Origin of the sequence: Arthrobacter sp. GAS37, assembly GCF_044908325.1 — a bacterium.
GTDB lineage: Bacteria > Actinomycetota > Actinomycetes > Actinomycetales > Micrococcaceae > Arthrobacter > Arthrobacter ramosus.
On the sequence record NZ_JBIYDB010000005.1, the window covers coordinates 39,599 to 65,840 of the forward strand.

Genomic DNA, 26,242 nt, shown 5'->3' on the forward strand with positions numbered 1-26,242 from the left:
GCCTCGGCATAAAGTCGAAATCACGAAGCAACCCACTCACTTAAGGACCTGTCATGACCGCCATCGAATCAGTCACCCTCGAAGTTCCTGACCCCGCGGCCGCCACCGCTTTCTACGACGCCGCCTTCGGATTGGGCCCGCGTGTGCGCGTGCGGGCCTCCGATGCTCCTACTGACGGCTTCCGCGGGTTCACGCTGTCGCTCGTAGTGTCACAGCCGTCCACCGTCAGCAGCCTCATCGATTCCGCTGTGGAAGCCGGTGCCACGACGCTCAAGCCAGTGGCGAAGTCCTTGTGGGGCTACGGCGGCGTCGTTCAGGCTCCGGATGGCGCGATCTGGAAGGTCGCGACGTCGGCGAAGAAGGACAGCGGTCCGGCCACCCGGGAGGTCGACAAGATCGTGCTGCTGATGGCAGTCGCGGACGTTGCCGCGAGCAAACGGTTCTACGGCGACCGGGGCCTCGCCGTTGGGAAGAGCTTCGGCAAGTACGTCGAGTTCGCCATGCCATCGAGTCCCGTCCAGCTCGGGCTTTACGCGCGCCGCGCGCTCGCCAAGGACGCCGGGGTCTCTCCCGAGGGCACCGGATCGCACCGACTCGCGATCGGTAGCGAAGCCGGCCCGTTCACCGACCCGGACGGATTCGCGTGGGAGCCAGCCTCAGCGTGAGGAGGGCTCGATGTCTCGGCTCGTCCAAGGCCCTTGGGGCTGGTAAGTGATAGCTTAGTCACACCTAAACCGCGAAGGGGAAGCCGTGTTTTTTCTCTCAACTGGTAACGACGTTCTCGCTCCAACCGGGTATGAAGTCATAGCGACGGTGCTTGCTTTGGCCGCAGTTGTCGTCTTTGTCTGGGCCTTGATTGTGCTCGCGCGCAGCGCCAGGAGTCTGACTAAACGGGAACTCGTGCTCTGGCTCTTGTTGGTCCTGTTCATTCCGCTCATCGGCCCGGTGGCTTGGATCGCAACCAGCGTGAAGCATCGGAAGCGACCTTCGATTTCCTAAGTTGGCCTACCGCGAGTTCCATCGGAACCAGCGGATTCCGATGAAGGCGAACACGACGATGTATCCCACGCAGGCCAAGAGCGAATAGGTGTCCTGGCCGCTCCATGCAGACTGGTTCAGGACATCCGAGAACAGTGCCAGGAGGGCTCCGACGGGGGACCAATCCGCGATGGTTTGCATCGAGTCCCCGAGGATGCCGCTGCCGCCGAGGAGGCCGAGGAGCAGCAGGAAGATCATGAGCAACCGGCCGATCGCACTGACGGCGTTGGTGGACTGAACCAAGCCGACCAGGGCTTGTCCGATGGCCAGGAACATGGCTGCTCCGAGGACCGCAATGGTGACGACCAAAAGGTACTGGCCGATGTTGAGCGTGAGCCCGTGAACGATAGAGCCGACGATGACGACAATGATGGACGCGAGCAGGTTCGTGGCTATTTGGACGACAAGGCGGCTGGTCATGATCATCCAGTTGGGCGCCGGGGTGACACGGAGCCTTTGCATCACACCGATCTCCCGGTCGTGGGCCAGGGCCAAAGTGAATCCGAGCAGGCACGAGGTGAGTAGTCCAAGGGTCAACGCCAAGCCGATGAGGAGGTTTGACCCGCCGAGCCGTGATTGTGCTTTGCCAAAGCTTGTGACCACAAGGATTACGACCGGCAGCAGGGCGCTCAAGACAAGTGAAGTCTTACTGTTGAGCATCACAATGGAGTCCGCGCGAAGCAACGAGCCCATGGCGAGGCCGCGCGGTGGGCGGACAGTGGCGACTCTGGTGTTAGTCACGGATCTCACTTCCTGTCAGTCCGATGAACACATCTTCCAAGGTCGGTGCGCCGTGGGCGACCGAAAGCACCCGCGGATCGTCCCTGTGTTTGTCGATCAACTCCGACGGCTTGCCGATGGTGAGCAGTACCCCATGGTCGATGATCGCGACCCGGTCACACACGGCCTGTGCCTCCTCCATCGAGTGCGTGGTCAGAAGAATGCTGTTGCCTTTGCCACGGAGTTCCTCGATGCGACGCCATAGTCCACGGCGTGACTGGGGGTCCAGCCCGGCGGTCGGTTCGTCCAGTAAGAGCAGTAGGGGGTTGTGAATCGTGGCAATGAACAGTGCAAGCCGCTGCTGCTGCCCACCTGACAACTGTTTGAATCTTTTGCCCAGTTCTTCTTCAAGCCCTATGGAACGCATGCTCGTCCCGATTTGCGCACGCGAGAGTTTCACTCCATAGAGGCCGCCGTAGAGTCTTGCGATCTGCTGAATAGTCAGCTCGGCCTGGAAACTGGAGGACTGCAATTGCACCCCGAGGCGCGCTTTCGCGTCCAGCGGCTCTTCTCGAACATTGATTCCGTCCACCAGCAGCCGCCCGGATTTCGGCTTAACCAAGCCTTCGATGGCACTGAGCGTGCTCGTCTTCCCTGCACCGTTCGGGCCCAGCAGGCCGAAGATCTCACCGCGATGAATTTGAAAACTGACGCCGTCGACGACGGTCCGCGCGCCATAGGCGACGCGCAAGTCGCTGACGTCCAAAACCGGCGGCTGTGCCGGCATATTCATTTCACTCATCGAGCCGTATCCCTCTCAGGCTGGCCAAGCAGCCCATGCCAGGGCGCCGTTGCGATGAGTCTATATGCGGGAACCTGATGTTTTGGTGAGAGAAGACAGATGCCTTGCAAATTTGCAGCGGCCGAGATTTCGGACGATCCTCGGTACTTCCTAGCCGCTGCGATCTTCATATAGAGCCTCAAGCTATCTGGCGAGCCGTGCTGAAGGCGGGCAGCCTCTAACTGTCCGGGTGCGACCCCCGAACACTCACACGCCCCGCCGAGTGAGTTCACAGACTGCCCCCAATTGACACTCAAATTGGGCTCTTCGAGTACTCAATTAGTGTCTTTTCACCACACACGCGCCAGTTCCGGCGCTAGTCTTCCTTGCACTGATAGTGGGGATTACGAGACTGGTGGGCACCAGATGGAAGTGTTGGTTCGGCCGCTGATTCTAAGCCCGTCATCACAAATCGATGAGAGAGAGAAGCATGAAAACGTCCTTAAGAAGAAGCCTTTTTGCAATCGGATTTACGGCAACACTTTTAGTGTGCGGTATCGCTCCATCACCTGCACTTCCGCCTCAATCGGAGGACGGTGCGATTTCAGTCGCTCCGGAACTAAAAAATCACGCCGCCCTCCTGGAACGGGTGGTCTCAGTCAGAAATGGCGTCGAGTATGTCTCGGCGGGAGGAAATGAGATTTCGTTCCCGACTACGGGCGATGGATTTGTGGAATTGAAGAGTGACGCCACAAAGATCAAGGTTGGACTGCCTGCTTCGTCGGATTCACAAGGCATTCGAGGCTCGGTTGGTGTCACGTACCCTCATGGCAGGGATGCAACGACCGTTATACCTAAGACGGACGGTTCAGTTCAGATTGCTACGACAATATCAGGACCCGAGTCGCCGACGGAGTTTGCATACCCTGTCGAGCTGCCGTCGGCGGCGAAATTGGAAGTGACGGACGCCGGATTCGTGGTTGCAACCGATCAGGCAGGCGAGTTCCTAGGTGGCTTCTCTGCCCCATGGGCGAAGGACTCAGCAGGAAAGGCGATACCGACTCGCTACGAAGTGCACGGCACTAAACTGATACAGAAAGTAGAGCATCGTAGGGCTGGCGTCCAATACCCCGTTGTGTCGGATCCATGGCTTGGTGTGGACCTTTATCATCGGCCCTGGTGGAACAGCAGGAATGGCGGTTGGACCGTGAATGTTACGCCGACCGCCTGGGGAGTAACGTTTTCGAACGCTACGACTTGGTGGGCGCACCGCGACGAGGTCCGATCCAAGATGGGGGCCGATTCATGGCGCTGGACCGATTCAATTGAGCAGCAGTTCTATTGCCATATCGCCGGCCTGCCACTTTCACTACCCGAGTACAATCTCGAGTCATGGCGGCCTGCTTGGAATTGGTTAAGAATGGCACGATACAATTGTAATTACCCGGAAGGTGGTTGGGGATCCATTTGGCGTTAGGACGAAATGATATTTACTCGGCGACTATGAGAGGGGGGAAGCCTTCGTGACGGCATCCAAGATGAAAACTGCTTTAAAGATTTCAATCACAATCGCGATTATAGGCGCCGCCGTTTCAGCCGTTAGCCTCTTGACGTACTTCGTACGATACTCGCAGCATGACGCAAAGATCGGCCTGATTCCTTACGACGACTATCTTGAACTTACGAGAATGACGCTGATCGAGAAGTACTTCTTGGCGGCTGGCTCAATCTCGTGCTTGATAGCGGGAGTCGTCGCGATAATTATCCTCGTTCGAATTCGCAGTCGCCGGCAGTAAATTTGCGGTCGATCGAGACTTCGCGATGAGCACTTACGGCAGACGAAAGGGCTACTTTCCAGGCGAGAGGACGGTGACGCCGGCGTCAACAGCAGCGGCGAGGAGCTCGGCGTCGTAGGCCACCAGCAGATCAGTTTGGAGCCTGATCGCGGTTGCCAGATGGATCGCATCCGCGCTCCGCAGCCGGCCGGGAAGTGCGGCGGCATACATCAGATCGGAACGGGCGATGTCCACCAGGTTGATGCCGCTCAGGACGGTATTGACTGGCTCTGAGCCCAGTCTCCGCCGCCGCGCCACGCAATGAAGCTCGGTGTAGAGAAGCATCGACGCGACGAGGCGGTTTCCGCTTGAGGCCGCAGTCGAAAGATACTCAGCGACGGCGGGGGATTCCGGTTCGTCGACCACCAGCTTGAGGATCGCGGAAGTGTCCACATAAGTGATCACCGATCGCCACGCAGATCGGCGAGCATGCCCGAGCTGCTCATCGCACTCTTGATGCGCGGCACAAGCCTAAAATCCACGGGGCTCTCGCCAGCAGGGCGGACGCCGCCCGACTGCAACAGCCGCTCGAACGGCGAAGCGGAAGGCGGAATGAGGGTGGCCGCAATTTCCCCGTTGTTGGTCACGTCGATGATTTCGCCGTTTTTGACGCGCTCCAGAATCTTGCTGCTGTTGTTGCGGAGTTCGCGGTGCGGGATCGTGGTCATCATTTGCCTCCGTAGCAATCGTAGCACTGCCCTGGAGGCGGGATTTCGTTTAGACAGGCCCAGCAGCAATCCGTTCCAGCGCCCAGTCCCAACGGATCAGCTCCTGTTCCAGGCGGACGTCGTTTCCGTAGCGGTTGTTTCCCAGCGACTCGTAGACCTCCGCCTCCTCCGGGGTGAGCCTCGCCAATTGGGCCCGTGACGGTGACACTTCCACACTCCACGCCTCGCGATGGGCGAGCAGTGTCGCCTCATCCATGAGAACGCTGGACACGTGTGGGTGAACAGCGCGGAGCTGATCCAGGATCCGGAAGCCATGTGTGTCCAGATCTCCCCAGTACAGGACCTCACAATCCCGCATCCACTCCACGTCCCTCAGTGACGAAAATCCATAGCCGGCGCCAAACAACGCCAAGGACCGTGGCCGATGCGGAAGGGCAAGGAAGTTCACCAGATTTTCGGTGACGAGGACAGAGGTGACCGGTAGCCGGAGCGTACTGAAAGCCTCTGCCGTGACCATAACGTCGCGAGCATCGCCCAACAGCGGAATTTCGGGGTCCAGCAGCCGGAAGCGCACAAGTTCTGGCGGATGCAGGAAACCATGACGCTCAGCGAAGCGGGCTGCCGGTGTGCGCGCAATCGGGTTAAGCAGCAGGCCGTCAGTTTCGTCCGAAGCAGCACCGTCCGCGGCCGCGCTTTGGCCCGGCTGATCGTCCTCTGGCGGCCTGTGCTGCAGTACGGCCAGCATTTCATCAATGATCCGTCGATGAGTCTCGATGAACTTCGTGTGGACTCCGGGAAGGCTCAGTTGCCTTAGATAGATCCCGGGTCCGGGATTCGCCCTCAGCCACAGCGCTACCCGCGCAGCGCTCAGGGCGGCATCACCCAGAGCCAACAGTTGAAGGGGGCGTTTCATAGCCCAGGTACTTAGTGCCGGATCCACTCCGGTAAGCCGTTCGGCCAGCGAACGGAACTGCCCCAGCTCCTGTGTCTTACCCACGAAGGCAACCTCGTCCTCGACCCTCGCGAACACTGCCGCGGCGGGAAGGTGGTTGGAACCGATCGTGGTGCGCCCGACGTCGACCGTTTCCAAAGTGTAGGTCCCCACCGAGGCGAACAACTCGGTTGCCCACTCCCGCGCGGCCGCATAGTCGTCCCGCAGCTCGGCGGCCGAGGGTCGCTTGAGCGCACGACGGCGGGGGTACGCTTCCGTTGGTTCCAGCGCCTCGCGTAACAGTTGCCCGCGCTCCCACGTCGCAGCAGAGAGCGAACGCAGCCCCGCCAGCGTGGTCCAGGTCCGGGACGCACCCGTGTTTTTAGCCGGCACGGCGATCCCGTTCCTCGCGGTATTCCGTGATGGTCATGTTGCGGAGCTGGGAGTCGTTGCCGTTGGTGTTCGCTACGAAGCCCACGTGTGCTACAAAAGGCTCGATCACGTGGATCTTTTGTAGCGGCGTGACGATCAGTAGCTGCAGTTTCATGCGCTGGAACAACTCCAGGCCGTACCGCGCGGACTCGTCCGAGCCGCGGCCGAACGCCTCGTCAATGACCACAAAGCGGAAGCTGCGTCCTTTCGCCGCACCCTTCGCCACGCCTTTTCCTGATGCGAGCCCGAACTGGAACGCCAACGCCGCCGCGAGGATTGTGTAGGCCAGTTTTTCCTTCTGGCCGCCCGACTTTCCGCCTGAGTCGGTGAAATGCTCGAATTCCTCACCGGTCTCCGTCCACTTTTCCGAGGCTGAGAAAGTAAACCAGTTCCGCACGTCCGTTACTTTGGCTGTCCAACGTTCATCGAGTGCCGTGTAGCCCTCCCGTCCACGGAAGCGTTCGATCAGCCTCTCCACCTGCAGGTACTTCTGCTCCGAGTACTGGTCTTCGTCGCCGATGGTCCCCTCCGAGCAGGCCCGCAGGTCGATCCCGAACTGGCGCACGTCCAAGTCGGTTGAGCTCTGATGCTCCAGCTGGATATGTCTGCCCGGGTTGTATTCGATCCCCGCCAAGGACACGTTGATTTCACCGATCCGATTCACGATGTCCTGGCGCCGGCTGTCCAGGAAGGCGTTGAATGCCACCACCTCGTGGATGGTGTTCTGGGTCAGCGACTCCTTGAAGCGCGCCTCGAAACGCGGCAGATCGTCCTTCTCCAGCTGCTCAAGCAACCGGTTGAACTCTGGGGCTGCTTCCAGCGAGGCGTCGATGTCGGTGGTCTCGTTGGGGTACTTGCCGCGGAACTCCGTCATCAAGCGAACGGTAGATGCGGCCGCCGTCGCGATGCGTTTCGTGAGCGCATCGATCGACGCTGTCAGCCCCGATCGGACGGAGCTCTCGGCGGTGCCCGTGTTCTTGTAGGTGAGTGTTTTCTCGCCGAGCACCTCGGCGGCGAGCCGAGCGACGGCGGCCAGCACGGCGTCGTCGTCGGTCAGCGGATGCTCCAGCAGCGCCAGGCGGCATTCCTCGATCGCCGCAGCGATATCTTTGGCGTCCTTCTCATTGGCACCGAGCCGCTGCTGGATTTTGTTGGACTTCTCCTCGAAGCGTCCGAGCTTCCCGGTCACCTCGGTTTCTTTGGCCGTCAGCTGCTGCAGCACGCTGCTGGCCGACTGGAGTTCGTTCCTTTCCGCCTTGAGATCCTCGATCCGCCGCGCGGTCAGTTGCCAGCCGATCTCGGCGAAATCGGCCACAGAGCGGATTGTTCCGAGCTGCTGGTTTTGGCGCACGAGAGAGCCGAGGGACACGTCCACTTTGTGCAGCTGGGTTTCGACCACGCTGACCTTGCCGTCCACGTCGTCCCGCTCGGCGAGGAAACGGGTGATCTTGTCATGGTTATCCCAACCGAGGACGTAATTGCGCCGGTCCGCGAGATCCCGGCGATCATCCTTCTCATGCCTGCCCCTGCCGCCCTTGAGCTGGCCGTTGACCGTCAGGGATTTGGGGTAGCGGCGGAAATCCTCCATGGTCTCGCAGCAGACATAGTCGAACCGGGTGCTGAGTTCGTCCAGAAGGAAAGTGCGGAAGGGGGTACCTTGCTTGATGGCGATTTTCGCCGCCAGTGTCCCTGCTTCGGTGGGCCGCGCCGCGTTCGAATCTCCGACCTTCAGGTAGACCAACCTGGCTCGGAGGTTATTGGAATCCACCCAACTGCTGACCGCCGGGTAGTGCTCTGCGGAGACCAGCAGGGACAACGCGAAACCACGCAATGTTCTTTCCGCTGCGCCCTCCCATTCCGACTCGCCGTCGCGCACCCGCAGCAGTTCGCCGGCATAAGGCAGGACGGTTTCCGCGACGCCGATTCCCTCACACAGCCGACGGCGGAGCTCGAGTTGGGCGAGCGGCAGCAGGGTCTGGCGGGACTGCAGGCTAGCCAGTTCGGCGTCGATGTCTGCCTTGCGGCTGCTGAGTTCAGACCGCTCCAAAGTCAATCCGGTGCGGCGTTCCTGCAGCACACTGGATTCGGCAACAAGCTCCTGTTCCACCTCGCCAAAACGCGCCCGGTTCGCGTCGAAGAGCACACGGTCTTCCGGCATCCTCAGACCCAGTTCGACGGCGGCAGCTGAGTATTGCTCGAAGCGCTTGCGTTGGGAGCGGGACTCGTCCTCAAGCCGTGCGATCTCGGCGTCGATCGCGGCGAGCCGACCCCCACCGTTGGTGCGGATGTCCTCCTGGACCACTGAAAGTTCATGGCGCAGCCGCGAAATGTCCGCGCCGAGCTGGGTGCTGTCCTCCAGCAGTTTGACCCCGGTGTTTTCCAGCTCCCGCTGGTGTTCCAGGCTCAGCGTCAGCTGCTGATCCGTGAACCACGGATGCAACTGATCGCGCTGCTGGCGGGCGAGGGCGTCTTCGCCGCTCAGCTGCTCATGCACTGCGGCAGCGTCACGGATCGGCTTCAGCAAGCCGATCTGGTCCTTCGCCCTCAGCACGGCCTCGTGGGCCTTCTTGAGGTCGTCGAAGTGGTGGATGAGGTTGTCGATGCGCGACTTCACGTCATCGTCCTCGAGCATGTTGGTCCGCACGAAGTGGGTGATGTTCTCCACCTGTTTCATGGAGACAGTGCGGTGGAACAGATCCATGGCTTGGTTGCCGCTGATGCCGAAATGACGCTTGAAAGCCGCGGCGTAGGGGTCGAAGGTGTCATGGACGGCCGCGCCCGCGGCACGAAGCTTCTTTTTCAGCTTGGCCGGATCCTGCCCGAAGTTGGCGAAGTCTTCCGCAATGGACTGCTCAGTTTCGGCCAACGAGTAGAAACGGCTGGGCTGGCCCGCTTCTTGCATGGTCCAGAGGGTGATGGCAAGCGTGACGGACTTATTGAGGACCGCGTTGTGGAAGACGCCGAGGACTACGGTGAGGGCTCCCGGTGCCCGGAGCGCCACGGGTTTGGAGAATTCGCCGCCGGTGCTGCGCGTGCTCTTGTGGAAGCCGCGAACGTACGACATGAGCGTGCGTTCGCGTTTCTGGGCGCCAGCGGCTTTGTTGTAGTCGATCCTATTGGCAGGGAGCAGGAGAGTGGTGATCGCATCAACTACTGTGGACTTCCCCGAACCGATGTCCCCGGTCAGAAGGCTATTGGCACCATCCAAACGGAACATGCGGACCCCGCCGTGGAATGTCCCCCAGTTGAGCAGCTCCAGGCGGTGCAGCCGGAAGCCCGGGAGGGCGCCGTCGTCGTCTTTTTGCCCAGCCGGGAGCTCGTCCAAGCTGAAGAGGCCGTCCTGCAGCTCGGTGGTCATGCGTCGTCCGTTTCCGTTGAAACTGCGGGCTTTTGCCCCGTGAGTGAGCGGCGGTAGTCAGCCAGCCGGGCGTCGAACTCTTCCAGCCACTGGGCATCCACGTACGCCTTGAGGATGCGCGCCACCTCGTAGGTGCCGGTTTCTCCTCGCAATTTCCGCAGGAAACCGAGCTCTACGACCTTCTTGATGTTGGCACCCAGCTTGTCCAGGATCCGGGCTTCATTGCTGGACTCGGGCAGGAACACCGAAACCATGTCGGCAATTTCCTGCTCCGTCATGATGAGGCGGGTCTCGCTGCTATTCGTGTCGAACTCGAGCATCCGGGCACGCAGGAGGGCCAGGAGCAGGCTGACATCGAAGGTCAGTTGGCGTCGGGGGATAAGCCGGGGGAGCGTGACATCCGGGTCCTCGCGCGATTTGAGGAAGGCGTACCCTTCGGATTCGTCCAGGATGAGGTCCAGTCCGAGGACCGCAACATAGTCGCGGACCTGGGAGGCCAAGGCCAGAAGCGACTGCCAGATCTTCTCGTCGGTTTCGGAATAGACCACGCCTTTGAAGAGCCTCGTGACGACGCCGGGCAGTTCCTCGGGAGTGCGGGTGTCCAGTTCCATGATGGTGTTCATGCAGGCCTCACAAAGATGATTTGATCGATTGTCGCTTCGCGGATGCTTCCGTCCGGCAGGGACCAGGACAGTTGCTGGGTCGCCTCCGGGTTGATGTTCGCCCATTCCGACTCGGCAGCCAATTGGTAATAGGCAACCAGCTCCGCCAGGCCCTGCGACAGGGGATAGGCGGCGGTAATGTTAGCCAACGTGGCCTGGTCCGCGTCTTCCAGGACCGCATCGATGTGGGACTTGAGGTGCTCTTTGTCCACATAGAACTGGCTGAACAGGGCGCCGGCGTCAACATCGGCGTCGTCGGCAGTGACGACGTCGTCCATCACCAGGACCCTGCTGCCCGGCTCGTAGAGGGGACGCTCAAACGGCAGCGCGACATCCACCGACGGCGCGGCGATCTCCATGAAAATGCCCGACGGCGGTTGGGCGCGGGTGGTGAGGGCGGTCGACTCGACGCTTCGGATCAGTTGCATGATCCGCTTGTTCTCCAGGAAGACCTTGTCGTCCAGGAGCCTGCGCATTTGCTGGGACAGCTGGCGGACAGTGGCTTGTGTCTGCTCGACGGCGGGCAGCCAGTCCTGGTGGAGGTTCGCCACGGCATGGAGATTGTCCATGCGGGACAGGGCTTCGATCTGCGTGGCGCGCTGAAGAAGGTCCCGTAGCTCCGTCCGGAGTTGTGGGGACATGAGGTAGTCCCAGAATCCCTGGAAGGTGCGCCCCTGCAGGGAGCTGCCAATATCCTGCTGGTTGGCAAAAATGGAGTCGAGGAGCTCCCCTTGGCTGCCATCCCACGTGGCGATCTGCTCGCGCACCTGGCGGTCCAGCCGCCGGAAGTTTTGTTCGACTTCACGGAAGTCGGAGAGCAAGTCTTTGGCCAAAGTGGTCAGCTGTTGGAAGTGGTCCAGTGCTTCCGGAGCGCTCATGACCTTGATGTTGCCCTCGCGTAGGCGCTGCATTTCGGCGTCGATCCCGTCACGCTGGCGCTGGAGTTCGGCCAATCGCACTTCCGGGTCTGTCTCGGATTGCTGAACGAGCGTCTTGAGTACTGCGAAGATGCTGGTCAGGCGGGACTGAGTGGCCACGAAATCCCTCCCGCGCAGGTTCTCGACCCACCGCACCACGTCTTCCGCGGCGGCGGTGAGATCGTAGTGGGGTTCGTCCTCGCCGGGAACGTAGTATTTCCGCAGCCAGGCCCGCTCCGGATCGGCCCAATCGTCGAGGTATTCCGACGCTTGACGGGGAAATTTGCCTTCACCGAAGGACTCGCGGACGCCGAACAGCACATCCTCCAGAATGTCGATGAGTTGCTGCCGGCCGATGTTCCGTTGGTTGGGGCCGGTAAACGCGGCCATGAAGAAGTGCACAGCCAGCGGAGCGTTCTGGGCGCGAAGCAAGGCCCATCCTGCATGGTTTTCACGCAGTGAATTTATTGCGTAGTAATCCATATGATCCTCTGGTTCCAGCGATGCCGGCCGCGTTCATGCAAGGTCCACTTCAACGGCTGCATCCCGTGGTTCTAGGCTAAGCGAGGTCCCGGACATTATTGGGGTCAGCCCGTGTGCAGCCGTCCAGTTTACGGCGCGCGTTACGGCGCGCGGCAGATGAAGGTTTTTGACAAATAGTAGCCATCCGCCCAAAGGCCTGTATGCTTGTAGCTGTTGTTGTGTTTGGCATTTGGTAGTTCAGGCAGTTCCCGCGGTTCATCAACCGCGACCTTCTGAAGTAACGGTGGAGAACACCCCACACCGGAGGCCCGACAGTCGGGACAACCTCCACCTTCAGTAAGGAAACTGAAAAAATGGCTACAGGTATCGTCAAGTGGTTCAACTCTGAAAAGGGCTTCGGCTTCATCTCCCCGGAAGATGGCAGCCAGGACGTTTTCGCTCACTACTCTGCAATCAACTCGGGCGGCTACCGCTCCCTCGAAGAGAACCAGAAGGTTTCCTTCGATGTCGAGCAGGGCCCCAAGGGTCCCCAGGCAGTAAACATCCAGGCTCTCTAAGCTTCGGATTTCAAAAAGCAGGGCCGGTCAATGACCGGCCCTGCTTTTTTGCGCCTATTTCCGGGGTGAGTGACTACTTCGCGACACGCAAATTATCCGGGGATGCGCTAGATCCCTGCCGACACCTGAATACAGGTGTCGCCAGGGATTTGGCGTGTCGCCCAGCTTTTGCTGTAGCGCTCGGCCCTGGGCTTGGTCATGTCCGTCCGGGGATCGTCTTCGCCCGGATGAGGGATTCTGCCCAATCATTCGAATGGACAAATTGCCGGGCCCGCGCAATCACGGGACCGGCAACTTCAGCGAAGAGAATGATCCAGCAGAATCCGACGGTGTCCCTAGGTTGTCCTGTGTAACCCCTTTTTTATGCCTATTCGCAGGCTATGCCGTCGTTATCCCTGTCCAGCGCAGGCCGGTAACCTGGCTGACCCCTATAGATAGGTGCGGCGCCGGCGGCCCGGGCGGCCGTGCAGTTCGCATAGTAAACGGACGACGGCGCGACCGGCTGTACCTGCCTGGCCTGGGCTTGGTCTTGTTGTGCCTTCACTGCGGCAGCATCGGCGTCAGCCTTTGCCTGGGCCGCTGCCTGAGCTGCCGCTGCCTGAGTTGCTGCGGCATCGGCAGCCGCTTTGTCAGATGCAGCCTTGTCTGCCGCCGTCTTCGCCGCCGCTGCGGTTGCTGCCGCACGTGCATCCGTCACTCGCTTGGACTCTGAGCTTTCCATCCAGAGCAGGACTCCCGTGTCCGACTTGGTGCAAATGAACTGCTTGGGTGGATAGCTCTCTGTTGCGTTCTCCGTCACGCAGGACACTGATTTTGGCGCGGTCGGCGTCGGTGTTGGGGTGGGAGTCGCCGAAGCCGAAGCCGAAGCCGAAGCCGAAGCCGAAGCCGAAGCCGATTGGGTGGCGCCGGCCTGCGAAATTGTCGGGCTAGTTCCGCCGCACGCGGCAAGGGAGAGTGCTGCGGCTGTTGACGTGACGATGGCGAAGACCTTGAAGCCGGCTTTGCGAGATTTCAAGAAGTCGTGTGACGCGTGCTTTAATTCCCAGTTGTTTTTAGGCGCGCGAGTATTCATAAATTGCCCCCAATGATTCAGTTTTTGACGCGAATGTGAGCAGATCCTAGCATCTGAAATGCGAGAAAAGAAGAAGTTGTCCACATAGATGAGATGGCCTCTTGACGAGGCGCTCAAGAGCACGGAGCCGGGCCGCCAGTAGAAAATATGTTCGATCCGAAAAAAGATGATTCGAATAAATATCCACATGTGCGAGGTTCGATCTAGAGGCGGCCACGAAACCCCCGTACCGTCGAAAGCAAGAGACCACCACCAGGAGAGCCATGGAAAAACCACCGCCAAACCTCACCACCTTGGACGCCGGGGGAACACTGAGATTTCGCCGGCGCACACGGAGATGCGGAACAAAACCCCACGTCGGTACACGTAGACGCCTCCCTGCGCACACTGAGTTTCGCCAAAACCACACTTAGATGGCGGTTTCGGACTTTACGGTTGCCCTTGGAACGAGGTTCGTCAGCGCACCCGGGGGATTCCGCGGGAGTGCTTGGGAGTCCGCCTGCCCAACCCGGCTTTGGGCAGGAAACAGTTGAATCGTCTGGACCTCGCACCACCTAGGCCCGGAGAGTGCTGGATCAGCACATCAGAGAAAGTTGGATCGCGAGTGTTCGATCAGGAAGTTCGGCGAACGCTGGACTACGTTGCTCGCGGAATGATGGTTCGAATTGTCGGCGCGCCTGGCAGCGGCCGCACGAGTGTCGCGCAAAAGGCTATCGCCGATCTGGAAAATACCGGAGCAACGGTTTACTCCATTTCGGGACTCCGCTCACATCGCGGAATACCATTTGGTGGAATACATAGCCTGAGCCTGGATATTCGAATAGGCCAATTGGGAGTTCTAGGTGTGGCTGACACCCTGGCAAGCCGACTCTCCAGGCCAGGGGAGCGCGTGCTTGTAGTCGATGACCTCGAGTTCGTCGACGCGGAGACTGTAGCGGTTCTGGACGCCGTCCGGCGTCGGACAAAACGGCCCATGATCGTCACCATGAACGAGTCTTCCATCTACTCGATGGCACAGCCTGCGGTGCTCAGCCCCGGCCCGGAAGCCAGGGTTCACTTGAATCCGCTTCGCTACGAGCAGGTGAACGAGCTCCTCACCGACATTCTGGGAGCTCCTGCGGACGCCGACACCACTGCCCGGATCCTGACGAAATCGGCGGGGAACCCCCGGCTTGTGGTTCGCATCGCGGAAACTGCTTCCCTCAGTGGCTTGATTGTCCTCCGCCGTGGTCAATGGCACATGACAGGCGACACCCTGTGGAACGAGCACCTCCATGGCACGGTGGAATCCCTCCTCGAAGGACTTGAACCCGACGAACTCACTGGCCTTCAAGCCATGGCCATCGCCGGGACGACGCCCCTCGATGTACTGCAACAGGTAGTCCATTCCGACGTTCTCGACAGGCTCGAACAGCGCGGCCTCATTTCCGTCACGGAAGATCTCCACAACACTGTCTGCGCTTCGATCACCCCGCCGGTCCTGGCCGACTATTTCCGCGGTCAAAGGGTGCTCACAAGCAGGCGGGTCCTGAAGAGTCGAATAACACGAGCCCTCAGTGGTTTGCCGCAGGAATCCCGCATTGACCTCAACTCGGCCGATTCGCTGATGAGGGTCCTGGCCGCGCTGCGCCTTGAACGGAGCTCCGACGATGCGGCCACGGCGCGCCATTTTCATGAGCAAATCTCCGTCCTGGAGCGGCATCGCTACGAGCGGTGGGATGCCGACAGATCGGTGTCGAATGCGGTCGCACTCCTGAGCGTCTACTGGGGATCGCCCATTGACGCATCGAGAATTGAGCGCGTGATCGCGCAGACGTTGACCTCTGGGGGAGAATCGTGCGATCTGCTGTTCCTGGCATTTACCAAAGCGCTTTGGGCGATCCATAAAGGCAAGGGACTGGATTCTGCAGCCGGCGTCCTCAGGAGCTTCGGGAAGGAACGTCCCGAATGGTCCGCAGAAGCCGAAGCCGCGGAACTTTTCCTCAGGGCATCCTACGATCGAATGCCGGAGAACCTCGACGAAATCTTCGCGCGGCTAGACGATCGTCACCCTGAAAGCGGTGTCATATCCAGCATCCGGGGCATCCTGGAACTCTACCGATTCAACCCTTCCGCCGCGCTCCAAGCCATCCAGCCTCCAGGCGGATTAAGAGGCATCCCGGGAATCGAACCGTTCATCCGCGGAATGGCATTGTTCAGCTCGGGGCGGATTGAGGAGTCAATTGTGTTTGCGCTTGACCAGCGTGCAGAAGCCCGGCGCAACCTGGACCAATTCGGGATGGTTTCCAACACCTATGTGGCTGCCCAAGCCCTGACCTACCGCGGCTATTTCGACGATGCCGAATACCTCATGGGCAGTATCTTTGCCATGGGGCGGCCGGGCTTCCTGGTGGCTTCCCTCCACGACGCCATGCTTAGGCTCGCTGGACTGAGGACGGCGACGTCCGCGATCTTGCCTGCAGCGACCCTTGCCACCCAGGCAAGGCGCGAAGCTGAAGACATCGGCCCACTTCCCGGAACCGCGAGAGGAGTCTACGAACTCGTCGCCGCGCGGCCCCTTATCCCAGCTGTATTCGACGGGAAGGCCGCGAAACTCATTCAACGGCAGCTCGAACGTGGCTATATCCTCGAGGCGATCCATTCCGCGCTGTTCTTCACGTGCCTGCTCCCCGGCCGTAAGGTTCTCGAACTCCTTCGGCAGACCTTGAAAGAGCATGCCTCCTCCACTTCACATGATCAGCTTTTGGCCATTGCTGCCGCGGTAGTGGAGGACGACCACGTAATGCTAGGCGTGCTGCTCGAACATTACGAGCCCGACGTCGACTTCTACCAGGTACGGATGCTGCTTCGCGGTGCTTTCAAGCGGTATGCATTCGTGGACGACACCATCGGCGCGGCAGCGATGGACCGGGCGTACTCCATGTTCGCGACACGATTTCCCTCGGAGGATGAACCCGTAGCGTTTAGCTCCGGAAGCTACTCGCCCCTGACGGTCCGGGAAATCGAGATCGCAGCCCTGGCCGGTCATCGCTCCAACCCCGAGATCGCCGAGCATCTGGGAATCAGTATCAGGACCGTTGAAAGCCACGTCTCCAACGCGCTGCGCAAGACCGGAAGCCCCTCCCGCACCGCCCTCTTTGACCTCGTCCGGGATTCGTCTCCGTTCCGCGAGAAGCGGCTTTCGGAGTGAGCCGCGCGTGGGCTTCGGTCTACAACGATCCTCCTTCCTGCTTGAAGACGAAGGAATGTCTAACGGCCAGTTGCTCCGGAACTGTGTGGGAGATGAGGACAACTACTTTGTGCTGTGCCCACTCGCCGAGCTCGTCGATCAGGGCCTCGATTCCCCGAACGTCCATACCGTTGAAAGGCTCATCGATGGCGACCACAGGGGTATCGGCGACAGTGCACATGAGCAGCCAGAGCTTCCGGATATTGCCCGTCGACAGCATGGAGACGGGCTGTTCCGCCCAGTCCTCCAATCCGTATCTGGCCAGCCGGGCGAGCCCGGCCTCCGGGCCGACCTGACGGCTGCGGGCCGCAAGAGCCAGATGGTCGTGAACGGTCATGGAGGGGTAGAGCGCCGGCGTCGTACGGCAGACGCTCCGCACGTGGCGCGCGTCGGGAGAGCCGGCGTCGATTCCGCAAAGGCGAACGCTTCCGGCCCAAGGTTCGAGGAAACCGCTGATGAGCTCCAGGAGAGTCGATTTCCCGCTGCCATTGCTGCCGGCCACCCGGTAGAGCCCCGGCTCGTTCATGCTGAGACTGAGTCCGTCCAGGACGGGTGAGCCTTGCCGGTAGCCGGCGGTTACAGAATCAATTTCGATCGAAGCCTCAAAAGACGTTGGTGCAGGCATACGGCGGCTCCCAGGATCAAAAGGATGGAATAGCCCAGCAACAGCATGGTGCTGAACTCAGGGCTGACAACAAGGATGAGCGAGCAAGGAGAAATCAGGAGGAGTGTGAAGAGGCCGTCCATCACGTCATTGGATTTGGTGCCGTCAGTGGTGGTTGGCGGACGGGAGAGCGATTCCGCGACCACTCCGGACGCTGCGACGATCAGGCCCGCGAGGACAGCACCGGGAGCCGGAATGTCCAAGGCGAGAAGTGCCCCCAGGAAGACAAACCCACCGATGGCCGCCCCCGCCATAACGTAGATCCCGACGAGCCGGACAACGATCGCAGTGGCGGAGACGCCGTTCTCCCAGGCAAAGCGGTAGTGGTACAGCTTCGCTGTGGGCCCGATCCGATGGAGCATCGGTTCCGTGACGCCCAAGCTCAGGAGCACGGCAATACCAATCAAGGATTTGTGCAGTTCCCCGACGCCGAGAGCTGAGTGAAAGGGGAGGATGCCCCTGGCTCCCAGGAGGATGCCAACGACGGCGATCCAGGCGAGGACGATGGTGGTGATCACCGAGCCCTGTTTGCTGCTCAACAGATCAGTGACAAGGAAAAGCCCGAAGTTTGTCACCGCTCGCTGACTGCCGCCCCGTTCGGCGCTGAAGGAAATCTTGCGGTAGCTGAGGCGGCGCCACGCGCGGATGCTGAGGAGGATCAATACCCCGGATGCAACAGCCGCTAGCAAGCACAACGCCGGAAGGAATCGCGAGGGGTCCTCGGCGAGGCCGTCCAGCCGGGAGAGCTGAGGCACGAGGAAGCCGGTGGCCAACCCAAGCAACACTCCGGGGACGAGAGCCAAGAGGCAGTACCTCCAATGGAGGCCTATCCGTCGTGCAGGCGTCGAAGCGAAATGGAGAACACAATAGACGCAAGCACAGGACGCGAGAGTCAGGACGGAGATGGATGCCGCCACGACGTCGATGTAGCTCGACGATTCCTCGAAGAAGACCAGAAGGAATACCGCGGCTGAATACCAAAGGATGCCTGTGCGGCGGAACGCCGGGACCAGACCGTATCTCACCACAACCTGCGGGAGGGGAAGTTCCATCGCCCGGAAGAGCTCCAAGTGCGGAGTGCCGGAGACTGCCAGCCGTCGGCTCGAAACTACCTCCGTGAGCACTGTCGCGACAGCGGAGTAGAGGATCGCGAGGAATCCCCAATTGAGCACAGCGGCCGCGTCATGGCGGAGCGGGCCGTCGCGGAGAACGGACATCGTGGACGCGAACGCCGTTGTTCCGAGCAGGACCAAGGCTATCGATCCGAAGATAGCGAGGGCCCTGAAGCCATCCAGCGTGAGCGGCAAACGCATCGCATTGACGATTTCGAACGCCCGGAAGTCCCGCAGGATTCGGTAGTTGGACCGCCGGACCGACGCGGCTGTGACTCTGGCGCTCGAAACCTGGCCTGCGACGTCGGCGGGAGAGACTTTGGCCTTCATCAGCGCTTAGAACTTGCTCCGCGGACTCTTCTTCTGGACTGAGTCCATGAAGGCCACAACGGTGAGGACCGTAAGTCCGAGCGCACAGACGACGGCGACGGCCGACGTCGTTCCCTGGAACGGGACAACTATTACCGGGCTGAGGGCCGCCGCGTTGGCAAAACCGGCGACGGCGAAAACGGCCGCCTTGAGCGGTAGCCATTTCCCGGCCGGGCTGAATGCCGCAATCAAGGGTGCTGCCACTCCGAAGACGAGAAGTACGGTGACTGCTGTGTTCTTCAGGGCGAGCGGATCAATATTGTTGAGGCCTTCCGGGGCAGGAGAAGCCCAAATCAGGCCGAGGGAAATGCAAGAGAATACAGCGACCATGAGGCCCACGATTCGTAGAAGAAGGCTGTAGAGCTGAGTAGTCATTGAGAATTTCTGTCCGTGGGTGGTGGTTGAAGAAGGTCAGCCGATGGCAACTATTGTTGACAGAGCTATGGCTGAAAGCACAACGAGGATCTTCCTGCCTGTGGAAAACCCGCGCCAATGTCGGTAGAAGATCGCCAGGGCGAGAACGGCCATCGATGGGAAATAGGCCCAATATCCGGGGACATCCCGCGGTTGGAGGACGCCGAACACCACGCTGAAGAGATTCACGGGGATCGTGGCGAGAATGGCGATCACAAAGAAGGCTCCGATATTGAAGCGGCCCGCGAGTAGCCATTTACCCGGGATCACTCTTTTGTCCAGGAACGCGGCGAGGGAAAAGTACAAAGCGATGATTACCGCGTAGAGAAGAAAGAACAAAACGGTGCCCACCGTCATGGAGAGATTCAGCAGGCGATCGTCCCCGATTTCCGACCGCACGTCCGCCGGAACGTTCGCGCTGAGATGCTTCCTGGTCAGGGGAAGCCGCAGGGCCACCAAAGCCATCAGCAGAATGTAGCCCGCGATCCACAGACCGCGGGACGTGGAGACCCATTCCCTGGCTGCTGATGGCTCGGGCCGCAACTTTCCGACCTTCGCGACGCTGATGACGGTTTCGGACTCTCGGCCGTTTTCCGTGCTGGTCATGAAGTCCTCCTCAGGTCTTTAGCTGGATCACGATGGCCTCGATGGCGGCACCGAGGACTATCAAGGCGATGGCAATGAGCAAGGTGCCGAGGGAACGGGCCATGTCGTCGATGAACGAGCGCACAGTTGCGGGCTCGTTCTTCATCAGCAGCCTGCGAGTGAGGCCCGCGGCGGGCTGGAATCCGGCGGTCGCCGCCATCACCAGGCCGAAGAATTCGAACGGGACATACCAAATCACGTCGGCAACCAGGCCGGTCCCGCCGACGGAATGCACCCCGAGGGATACCGTCGCCCCGACATACAGCGCCAGGATTCCGGCTCCGAGAAGCGTAGTGAGCCCAAGGGTCGCGACCCCCGAATAGAGCAACAAGGCCGCGCCGACGTTCCGGCCGAGGATCTGGAGAAAGTCTTTGCTGTAGAGGGGACTCCCACCCATGTCCTTCGCGTCCCGGATCCAGGACAGGTCCACGGCCGAGTAACCGAAGACGGCTATGGCTGCCATGGCCAGACCCGTGCTTGGGAGCAACCATCCAGGGATGCCCCCAAGCACGCGTGCTGTCTTAGCAAGCATCGATTTACGCGACTGCTTGCGCCCGGCCGATGCGGAAGAGGATTCCTCGAGCCGTTGCGATCAAGGCGCCAGTGATTCCTGCCCCGAATATTGTGCCGATGACAACGAGAGCCCAGCCTCCGACCTCGATGGCGTTCACAATCTGGGACGCCGCCGCGGCAGAGATGCCGAGGGACCCCGCGATCCATGAAACGGCCAAGCTCGCGCCGAAGATGCCGACCACAGCCAGCGCGGCCGCGGCCGCGGCCTGAAGGCCGGTCCTTTTCGTCATTGTTGATTCCACTACAACCCCATTTCTCGAGTAGAACGGCCAACGGTATTGCTGGCCTTGAAACGTGGTGCCCCTCCTCAAGGAAGGCCATCCACGATTCAGATTCTCTCGGTGAAATTGGCGTCTACGTGTAAAAAACGGAAAAATCCGTGTGCCAAAGGCCGTTTCTCAGTGTGAACAAGCCGGATCTCCGTGTGCCTGCGGGCCCGTCTACGTGTTCACAGGGCAAAAACACTGAGACCCGCTAGCGGCCCTCATCACGGCCGCGGCCAAGCAAAGCTACCGTCTCGTCGACGGCGCCTTGGCCGGCGAACCGACAATGAACGGCCGCGTGTTGAGCGGTTTGACAGGAACGACGGGAGGTTTGACTTGAGCCATCGGCTCCGAAGGCGCAGCGTGAGAGCCGGTTCCGAGCCCGCGAACCGTCCAGCCTTGCGCCCGCCATACTCCAGCGTCCAGGACGTTCCGCGCGTCCAGCACCATCCGGCGTCGTACGAGCGAACCGACAGCGGCGGGGCAGAGGGCTCGGTATTCGTCCCATTCGGTCAGCAGCAGCACCAACTCAGCGTCTTCGAGCGCGCGCGTGGTGGACGCTTCGAAGCGGAGTTGAGGGTAGCGCATCCAAGCATTGTTGATGGCCTTGGGATCGGTCACGGTAACGTGGGCGCCGGCCGCGGCCAACTGGAGGGCGACGTCAAGGGCGGGGGAGTCACGGATGTCGTCAGTGTCCGGCTTGAAGGCCGCGCCGAGCACGGTGACGGTGCGGCCGGACAGGAAGCCTTTGCACATTTCACGGGCGACGTCCACGGCGCGGGCGCGCTGGCCCAGGTTGATGGAATCGACCACACCCATCCACTCATCAAGGGAAGGCACGGACAGCGCCTGTGCCTGTGCGCGGAACGAGCGGACGTCCTTCGGCAAGCAGCCGCCGCCGAAACCCAGGCCTGCGTGCAGGTACCGGTTGCCGATGCGCGGGTCCAGGCCCATCGCCTCACTGAGCTCAGTAACGTCGGCCCCTGAGGCGTCGCAAAGTTCGGCTATCGCGTTGATGAAGCTGAGCTTCGTGGCGAGGTACGCATTGGAGGCGGACTTGATGAGCTCGGCCGTCGCGAAGTTGCAGACCAGCCGTGGGATCCCGGCGGAAATCAGCGGTTCGTAGACGGTGTCGAGCGCAGCCGTGACCGGGGCGCCGGCGGCAGAGTCCTTGCCGCCCGGCACGCCGTACACCAGACGATCTGGTACCAACGAATCCTTCACTGCCGTGCCCTGGCGCAGGAACTCGGGGTTCCAGCCGAGCAGCACATCCGGCCTGCGGGCAAGGATGCCGCGGAGCATGTCCACTGTTCCCACCGGAACGGTGGATTTGCCGACGACGGCGGCGCCCCTCGCCAGGTGCGGGAGGAGGCTCTTCGTGGCTGCGATCACGTAGGAGAGGTCCGCGGTATCTGACGTTTTGGACTGAGGGGTACCCACGCAAAGGAAGTGCGTCTGGGCGTCGGCGGCATCGGCGAAGTCGGTGGAGAACGTGAGCCGCTTGGTGGCGAAGCCGTCCCGGAGAAGTTCATCAAGGCCGGGTTCGTGGAAGGGAGCGAAGCCCTTGTTCAGGTGGGCCACCTTCTGGGCGTCGACGTCGATGCCCACCACGGTGTGGCCCATCGACGCGAGCGTGGCGGCGTGTACCGCACCGAGATAGCCGCAGCCTACAACGGAGATTTTCATGCTGGGAGTCCTTTGCTGGAAGTCACGGAAATGGTGGCAGGCTCGGCCGGCTGAAACGCGGTTGCCTGAAGTTCGGCAGCCTGAAGTTCGGCCGCCTGAAGCGGGTGGCTGGGTGCAGCGGTCGGCTCAACAAGCGCTTCGCCGGCGATCACCGCCTTGTAATGCTCGACGAGTTGGGCACTCAGGACCGGCCAGGTCCGTCCTTGGACCGAAGCGAGTGCCGCCGTTCCGAAAGCACGGCGCTTGGCGTCGTCGCCCACCAGGTCCTGCACGTAGCCCCGCAACTGCGCGAGGTCTCCCGGTTCGTAAAGCCAGCCGGTCCGCGAGTTTTCCACGAGATCGAGGGGACCGCCGCGGCCGGTGGCTACGACGGGGACGCCGGAGGCCATGGCTTCCTGGATGGTCTGGCAAAACGTTTCGAACTCGCCAGGATGAACGAAGAGGTCAAGGCCCGCCACGACTTGGGCCAATTCGTCGCCGCCGAGGAACCCGGTGAAGAAGGCGTTTGGCAGTGCTGCTTCGAGTGCGGCGCGTTGCGGACCGTCGCCCACAATGACAAGCCTGGTTCCCGGCAGGTCCGCCAGCACAGCAAGGTCCTCTACTTGCTTCTCCACCGCGAGGCGGCCGACATAGCCGATGATGCGCTCGCCGTGGGGCGCTACGGAGGCGCGCCACGCCGTCGAGCGCTTGGTGGGGGAGAACCGCGCGGTATCCACACCGCGCCGCCACATGCCCACCCTGAGGATCCCGCGGCCGCGCAACTGGTTGAGCGCGAACGTGGACGGGACCAGCGTCCGGTCTGCCCGAAGATGGATGTTGTCCACCCGGTTCCATGCCCAGTTCTCCAGGATGGGGACGCCATACCGGGCGGCGTAGCTGGGGACCTCGGTTTGATAGATGGCAACCGTGGGGATGCCGAGCTGGTGCGCAGCCTGCACAGCCCGCCATCCGAGGACGAAAGGGGATGCGAGGTGGACGACGTCCGGTGCGTAGTCGGCAAGGATTCTCTTGACCCGGCTCACACCGCCCAACGCCACCCGCACATTTGTGTACCCGGCCAAGGGCACGGAGGGGAGGCGGTGGACAAAAGCGCCATTCACGACGTCCGAGACAGCAGTGTCCGACGTCGACGGCGCAATCACCATTACTTCGTCGCCGCGCTCTTGCAGATGCTCCAGCACCCGCAGGATGGAGTGCGTAACCCCGTTCATGAGCGGCAGGAATGATTCGGCAACGATAGCGATCCTCACCCCTCCACGGTGTGCGCGGAGGTTGGCGAAGCGGGGGAATGGGCGTGACCGCAAGGGGAAGGTTTGGTTAACAAATTGATGTTGATTCCCGAGTGGAGAATCCTGAGCGGCGGAAAATGCGTCGATCTAGGTATTTACGGAGCTGAAAGACGGGTAGAAGTTACTCTTATTCCCCAATATCCGCGCGATTTACGGTGACAACGGTAATGAACCTCGTGGCCATGACTGGGGCTTGTCCCGGGCACCGGGGTATTTCGGCAAGAGGGCGCTGACTGGGCGCCGCGCCCTCGGATGCTGAACAGCGCAGGGTGATTCACCCCGCGCCGCCCGTATGTCCGGCCAGGCCGTTGTCTAGAATCGAGCCAGACCCTATGAAACTCTCCAACCGTACTGACCAGGTTGACCAGCACCGGACGTTCAAAGGGACGATCCCCGACAAATGGTTTACATGGTTCTCCACCGTTGTGGTGGTACTTGCTTTCGCCGGTGTCACGGCCGGCATCACCGCACCTGCAGCCCAAGCTGCCAATCCCACCGTCGTGACCCTGACTTTTGACGACGCAAATGCCGACCAACTCAACGCTGCGCAGACCATGCAGAGCCTGGGCCTGGTGGGCACTTTCTTCACGCCGTCCGGATTCATTAACAACCCGAATTACATGACGACCAGCGACATGCAGGGCCTTGTAGCGAACGGCAATGAGATTGCCGGCCACACCGTTACCCACCCGGACCTGACGACCGTGACGGCGGATGAGGCAACTCGCCAGATTTGCAACGACAGGGTGAACCTCAGCAACCTTGGATTCACGATCACTGACTTCGCGTATCCATTCGCTGCCGAGAACGCATCCCTCGAAACCATCGTCAAGAACTGCGGCTTCAACAGTGCCCGCAATCTTGGTGACATCAAGACGCGCTTCAGCTGCGCCGGCTGCCCGCTCGCGGAGACCATCCCTCCTGCCAACCCGTACAACACGGCGGCCCCGGATGAAGTGGACAACACCTGGACCCTGGCAGACCTGCAAAATTCAGTCACCCAGGCGGAGACCGCAGGCGGGTGGGTCCAGCTCACCTTCCACCACATTTCAGCTACCAGCACGGATCCGCTGAACATCACCCCGACCCTGTTCAACCAGTTCGCCACGTGGCTCAAGACGCGACCTGCAACCACCACGGTTAAGACGGTGGCCCAAGTGATCGGCGGAACCGTGAAACCGCTCGTCTCGGGGCCGCCTGTCCCGCCACAGGGCACTGGAAACTTGGTCAAAAACCCAAGCCTCGAAACCCTCGTGAACGGCGTACCGCAATGTTGGGCAGCCGGAGGCTACGGCGCGAACACTCCAACTTTCTCCGTCGTCACACCCGGACACACGGGAAATGTCGCTGAAAAGCTCGTGGTGAGTGGATATGTCGACGGCGATGCGAAGTTATTGCCTGCCTTGGACCTGGGAGGCTGTTCGCCGACAGCAACTGCGGGACACACCTACAACATAGGCGCATGGTATCAGTCCACCACCAACACTCAGTTCGAGCTGTATTACCGAACCGGGCTCGGCTCGTGGACGTACTGGACCTCCAGTCCGTGGTTCGCCGCAGCTACTACCTACCAAAAGGCCACCTGGACCACGCCACCGCTTCCGAGTGGCGCGAACGGCATCAGCTTCGGGTTGAACCTGTTCAGCAACGGCACCATCACGACCGACGACTACGAGATGTTCGACGTCGCCACGGTGACCCCACCGCCACCCCCACCGGCCGGAACCAACCTCGTACAGAACCCCAGCCTTGAAACAGCCGGGGCCGGCTCGTTCCCGCAGTGCTGGCAAGCGGGTGGATACGGCACCAACACCGCCGCGTTCAGCACCGTATCCACCGCTCACACCGGTACGAAGGCGGAGCAGCTCACCATCACTGGCTACGCCAGCGGGGATGCGAAACTGCTTCCCGCGATGGACAGCGGCAGTTGTGCTCCGCCAGCCATCGCCGGACACACCTACTCGGTGCGAGTTTGGTACACCGCCACAGCCGTCACACAGTTCGTTTTGTATTACCGTGACGCCTCCGGCACGTGGGTGTACTGGACCTCCGGACCGTGGTTGGCTGCCGCCAGCACCTACACACAGGCAAGCTTCACGACGCCGGCACTCCCCGCCGGGGCCACTGCAGTCAGCTTCGGCTTGAGCCTGTTCAACAACGGCACAGTCACCACGGACGACTATGCCATGTTTGACACCGTGGGAGCCCCGCCGCTGGGCTGAGTAACTGAACAACTTGAGTAACTGAAACAAGACTGAGGGCGGCTGCTTAGCCGCCCTCAGTTGTTTTACCTGGCCTGTTTACTTGGCCGCCCTCAGAACCTCCGGCAGTTCGTCAACGAACACTGTCCCGGGCGGCTCGTAGTAGATGACAAGCACCTCATCACCCACGTTGAAAACACTGCTCTTATCGAAGGGATGGGCGTGGAAGGCGCTTGTGCCGCCGTGGAACGGCAGCATCACTTCCCCCACGGTGCCTGGCCCGATACGACCCGTGACCCTACCGATTTTGCCCGTCAGGCTCCGATCAACCTCTTTGTGCATC

Annotated in this window: 24 protein-coding genes; 6 read left to right on the plus strand and 18 right to left on the minus strand. The window is 61.0% G+C overall.

Annotated elements, in window-relative coordinates; all coding sequences use genetic code 11:
* Positions 1-53 precede the first annotated feature (53 nt).
* Positions 54-665 (plus strand): glyoxalase, encoded by a 612-nt coding sequence (locus ABH924_RS06410; protein ID WP_404497722.1) that lies wholly within the window; start codon positions 54-56, stop codon positions 663-665.
* A gap of 85 nt (positions 666-750) precedes the next feature.
* Complete coding sequence (locus ABH924_RS06415) at positions 751-999, plus strand: PLDc N-terminal domain-containing protein (RefSeq protein WP_404497723.1); 249 nt, start codon at positions 751-753, stop codon at positions 997-999.
* 6 nt (positions 1,000-1,005) lie between these two features.
* Here the strand turns inward: ABH924_RS06415 and ABH924_RS06420 are convergent, their stop codons facing one another.
* A complete protein-coding gene (locus ABH924_RS06420; RefSeq protein ID WP_404497724.1) occupies positions 1,006-1,779 on the minus strand; it encodes an ABC transporter permease in 774 nt (257 codons plus the stop codon).
* Complete coding sequence (locus ABH924_RS06425; protein WP_404497725.1) at positions 1,772-2,560, minus strand: ABC transporter ATP-binding protein; 789 nt, start codon at positions 2,558-2,560, stop codon at positions 1,772-1,774. Before ABH924_RS06425 ends, ABH924_RS06420 begins: the two co-directional genes overlap by 8 nt.
* Positions 2,561-3,029: 469 nt before the next feature.
* Here ABH924_RS06425 and ABH924_RS06430 point away from each other — a divergent pair, with 469 nt between their 5' ends.
* Complete coding sequence (locus ABH924_RS06430; RefSeq protein WP_404497726.1) at positions 3,030-4,016, plus strand: DUF2599 domain-containing protein; 987 nt, start codon at positions 3,030-3,032, stop codon at positions 4,014-4,016.
* A 370-nt stretch (positions 4,017-4,386) separates the two neighbouring features.
* Here ABH924_RS06430 and ABH924_RS06435 read toward each other — a convergent pair whose 3' ends face one another.
* Genes ABH924_RS06435 through ABH924_RS06460 form a run of 6 tightly spaced genes read right to left on the minus strand, consistent with a single transcriptional unit; the run spans position 4,387 to position 11,825 of the window.
* Positions 4,387-4,779, minus strand: coding sequence for a type II toxin-antitoxin system VapC family toxin (locus ABH924_RS06435; RefSeq protein ID WP_404497727.1), 393 nt, complete (start codon positions 4,777-4,779; stop codon positions 4,387-4,389).
* Complete coding sequence (locus ABH924_RS06440; RefSeq protein ID WP_234751163.1) at positions 4,776-5,045, minus strand: type II toxin-antitoxin system Phd/YefM family antitoxin; 270 nt, start codon at positions 5,043-5,045, stop codon at positions 4,776-4,778. Before ABH924_RS06440 ends, ABH924_RS06435 begins: the two co-directional genes overlap by 4 nt.
* A gap of 46 nt (positions 5,046-5,091) precedes the next feature.
* Positions 5,092-6,366: a Wadjet anti-phage system protein JetD domain-containing protein gene (locus ABH924_RS06445; protein WP_404497728.1), complete on the minus strand. Its 1,275-nt coding sequence runs from the start codon at positions 6,364-6,366 to the stop codon at positions 5,092-5,094.
* Positions 6,356-9,763 carry an ATP-binding protein gene (locus ABH924_RS06450; protein ID WP_404497729.1) on the minus strand — a complete coding sequence of 1,136 codons (3,408 nt, stop codon included), beginning with the start codon at positions 9,761-9,763 and terminating at the stop codon, positions 6,356-6,358. Before ABH924_RS06450 ends, ABH924_RS06445 begins: the two co-directional genes overlap by 11 nt.
* Complete coding sequence (locus ABH924_RS06455) at positions 9,760-10,386, minus strand: DUF4194 domain-containing protein (RefSeq protein ID WP_234751166.1); 627 nt, start codon at positions 10,384-10,386, stop codon at positions 9,760-9,762. The genes ABH924_RS06450 and ABH924_RS06455 overlap by 4 nt, the downstream gene beginning before the upstream one ends.
* Positions 10,383-11,825, minus strand: a complete 1,443-nt coding sequence (locus ABH924_RS06460; protein ID WP_404497730.1) for a DUF3375 domain-containing protein — start codon at positions 11,823-11,825, stop codon at positions 10,383-10,385. The genes ABH924_RS06455 and ABH924_RS06460 overlap by 4 nt, the downstream gene beginning before the upstream one ends.
* Before the next feature lie 353 nt (positions 11,826-12,178).
* Here ABH924_RS06460 and ABH924_RS06465 point away from each other — a divergent pair, with 353 nt between their 5' ends.
* Positions 12,179-12,382, plus strand: a complete 204-nt coding sequence (locus tag ABH924_RS06465) for a cold-shock protein (protein WP_028266315.1) — start codon at positions 12,179-12,181, stop codon at positions 12,380-12,382.
* Positions 12,383-12,749: 367 nt separating this feature from the next.
* On the opposite strand, the gene ABH924_RS06470 is transcribed toward ABH924_RS06465, so the two are convergent.
* Complete coding sequence (locus ABH924_RS06470) at positions 12,750-13,397, minus strand: excalibur calcium-binding domain-containing protein (RefSeq protein ID WP_404497731.1); 648 nt, start codon at positions 13,395-13,397, stop codon at positions 12,750-12,752.
* A gap of 901 nt (positions 13,398-14,298) precedes the next feature.
* Between ABH924_RS06470 and ABH924_RS06475 the strand changes: the two genes are divergently transcribed.
* Complete coding sequence (locus tag ABH924_RS06475) at positions 14,299-16,644, plus strand: LuxR C-terminal-related transcriptional regulator (RefSeq protein WP_404497732.1); 2,346 nt, start codon at positions 14,299-14,301, stop codon at positions 16,642-16,644.
* A gap of 19 nt (positions 16,645-16,663) precedes the next feature.
* Here ABH924_RS06475 and ABH924_RS06480 read toward each other — a convergent pair whose 3' ends face one another.
* From ABH924_RS06480 to ABH924_RS06515, 8 genes are all read right to left on the minus strand, one after another.
* Positions 16,664-17,308 (minus strand): ATP-binding cassette domain-containing protein, encoded by a 645-nt coding sequence (locus ABH924_RS06480; RefSeq protein ID WP_404497733.1) that lies wholly within the window; start codon positions 17,306-17,308, stop codon positions 16,664-16,666.
* Complete coding sequence (locus ABH924_RS06485; RefSeq protein WP_404497734.1) at positions 17,260-18,789, minus strand: hypothetical protein; 1,530 nt, start codon at positions 18,787-18,789, stop codon at positions 17,260-17,262. The genes ABH924_RS06480 and ABH924_RS06485 overlap by 49 nt, the downstream gene beginning before the upstream one ends.
* A 6-nt stretch (positions 18,790-18,795) precedes the next feature.
* On the minus strand, positions 18,796-19,203 hold the full coding sequence (locus tag ABH924_RS06490) for a hypothetical protein (RefSeq protein ID WP_404497735.1): 408 nt from the start codon (positions 19,201-19,203) through the stop codon (positions 18,796-18,798).
* 36 nt (positions 19,204-19,239) lie between these two features.
* A complete protein-coding gene (locus ABH924_RS06495) occupies positions 19,240-19,848 on the minus strand; it encodes a hypothetical protein (RefSeq protein WP_404497736.1) in 609 nt (202 codons plus the stop codon).
* 10 nt (positions 19,849-19,858) lie between these two features.
* Positions 19,859-20,350 carry a stage II sporulation protein M gene (locus ABH924_RS06500; RefSeq protein WP_234751174.1) on the minus strand — a complete coding sequence of 164 codons (492 nt, stop codon included), beginning with the start codon at positions 20,348-20,350 and terminating at the stop codon, positions 19,859-19,861.
* Between the two features lie 73 nt (positions 20,351-20,423).
* Entirely contained in the window at positions 20,424-20,690 is a 267-nt protein-coding gene (locus tag ABH924_RS06505) for an uberolysin/carnocyclin family circular bacteriocin (protein ID WP_404497737.1), read from the minus strand.
* Between the two features lie 279 nt (positions 20,691-20,969).
* Positions 20,970-22,409, minus strand: coding sequence for a UDP-glucose dehydrogenase family protein (locus ABH924_RS06510; protein WP_404497738.1), 1,440 nt, complete (start codon positions 22,407-22,409; stop codon positions 20,970-20,972).
* Positions 22,406-23,659, minus strand: coding sequence for a glycosyltransferase family 4 protein (locus ABH924_RS06515; RefSeq protein WP_404497739.1), 1,254 nt, complete (start codon positions 23,657-23,659; stop codon positions 22,406-22,408). Before ABH924_RS06515 ends, ABH924_RS06510 begins: the two co-directional genes overlap by 4 nt.
* A gap of 371 nt (positions 23,660-24,030) precedes the next feature.
* Between ABH924_RS06515 and ABH924_RS06520 the strand changes: the two genes are divergently transcribed.
* Positions 24,031-25,920, plus strand: coding sequence for a polysaccharide deacetylase family protein (locus tag ABH924_RS06520; RefSeq protein ID WP_404497740.1), 1,890 nt, complete (start codon positions 24,031-24,033; stop codon positions 25,918-25,920).
* 78 nt (positions 25,921-25,998) lie between these two features.
* On the opposite strand, the gene ABH924_RS06525 is transcribed toward ABH924_RS06520, so the two are convergent.
* Positions 25,999-26,241, minus strand: a complete 243-nt coding sequence (locus ABH924_RS06525; RefSeq protein WP_404497741.1) for a hypothetical protein — start codon at positions 26,239-26,241, stop codon at positions 25,999-26,001.
* Between the last annotated feature and the right edge of the window lies 1 nt (position 26,242).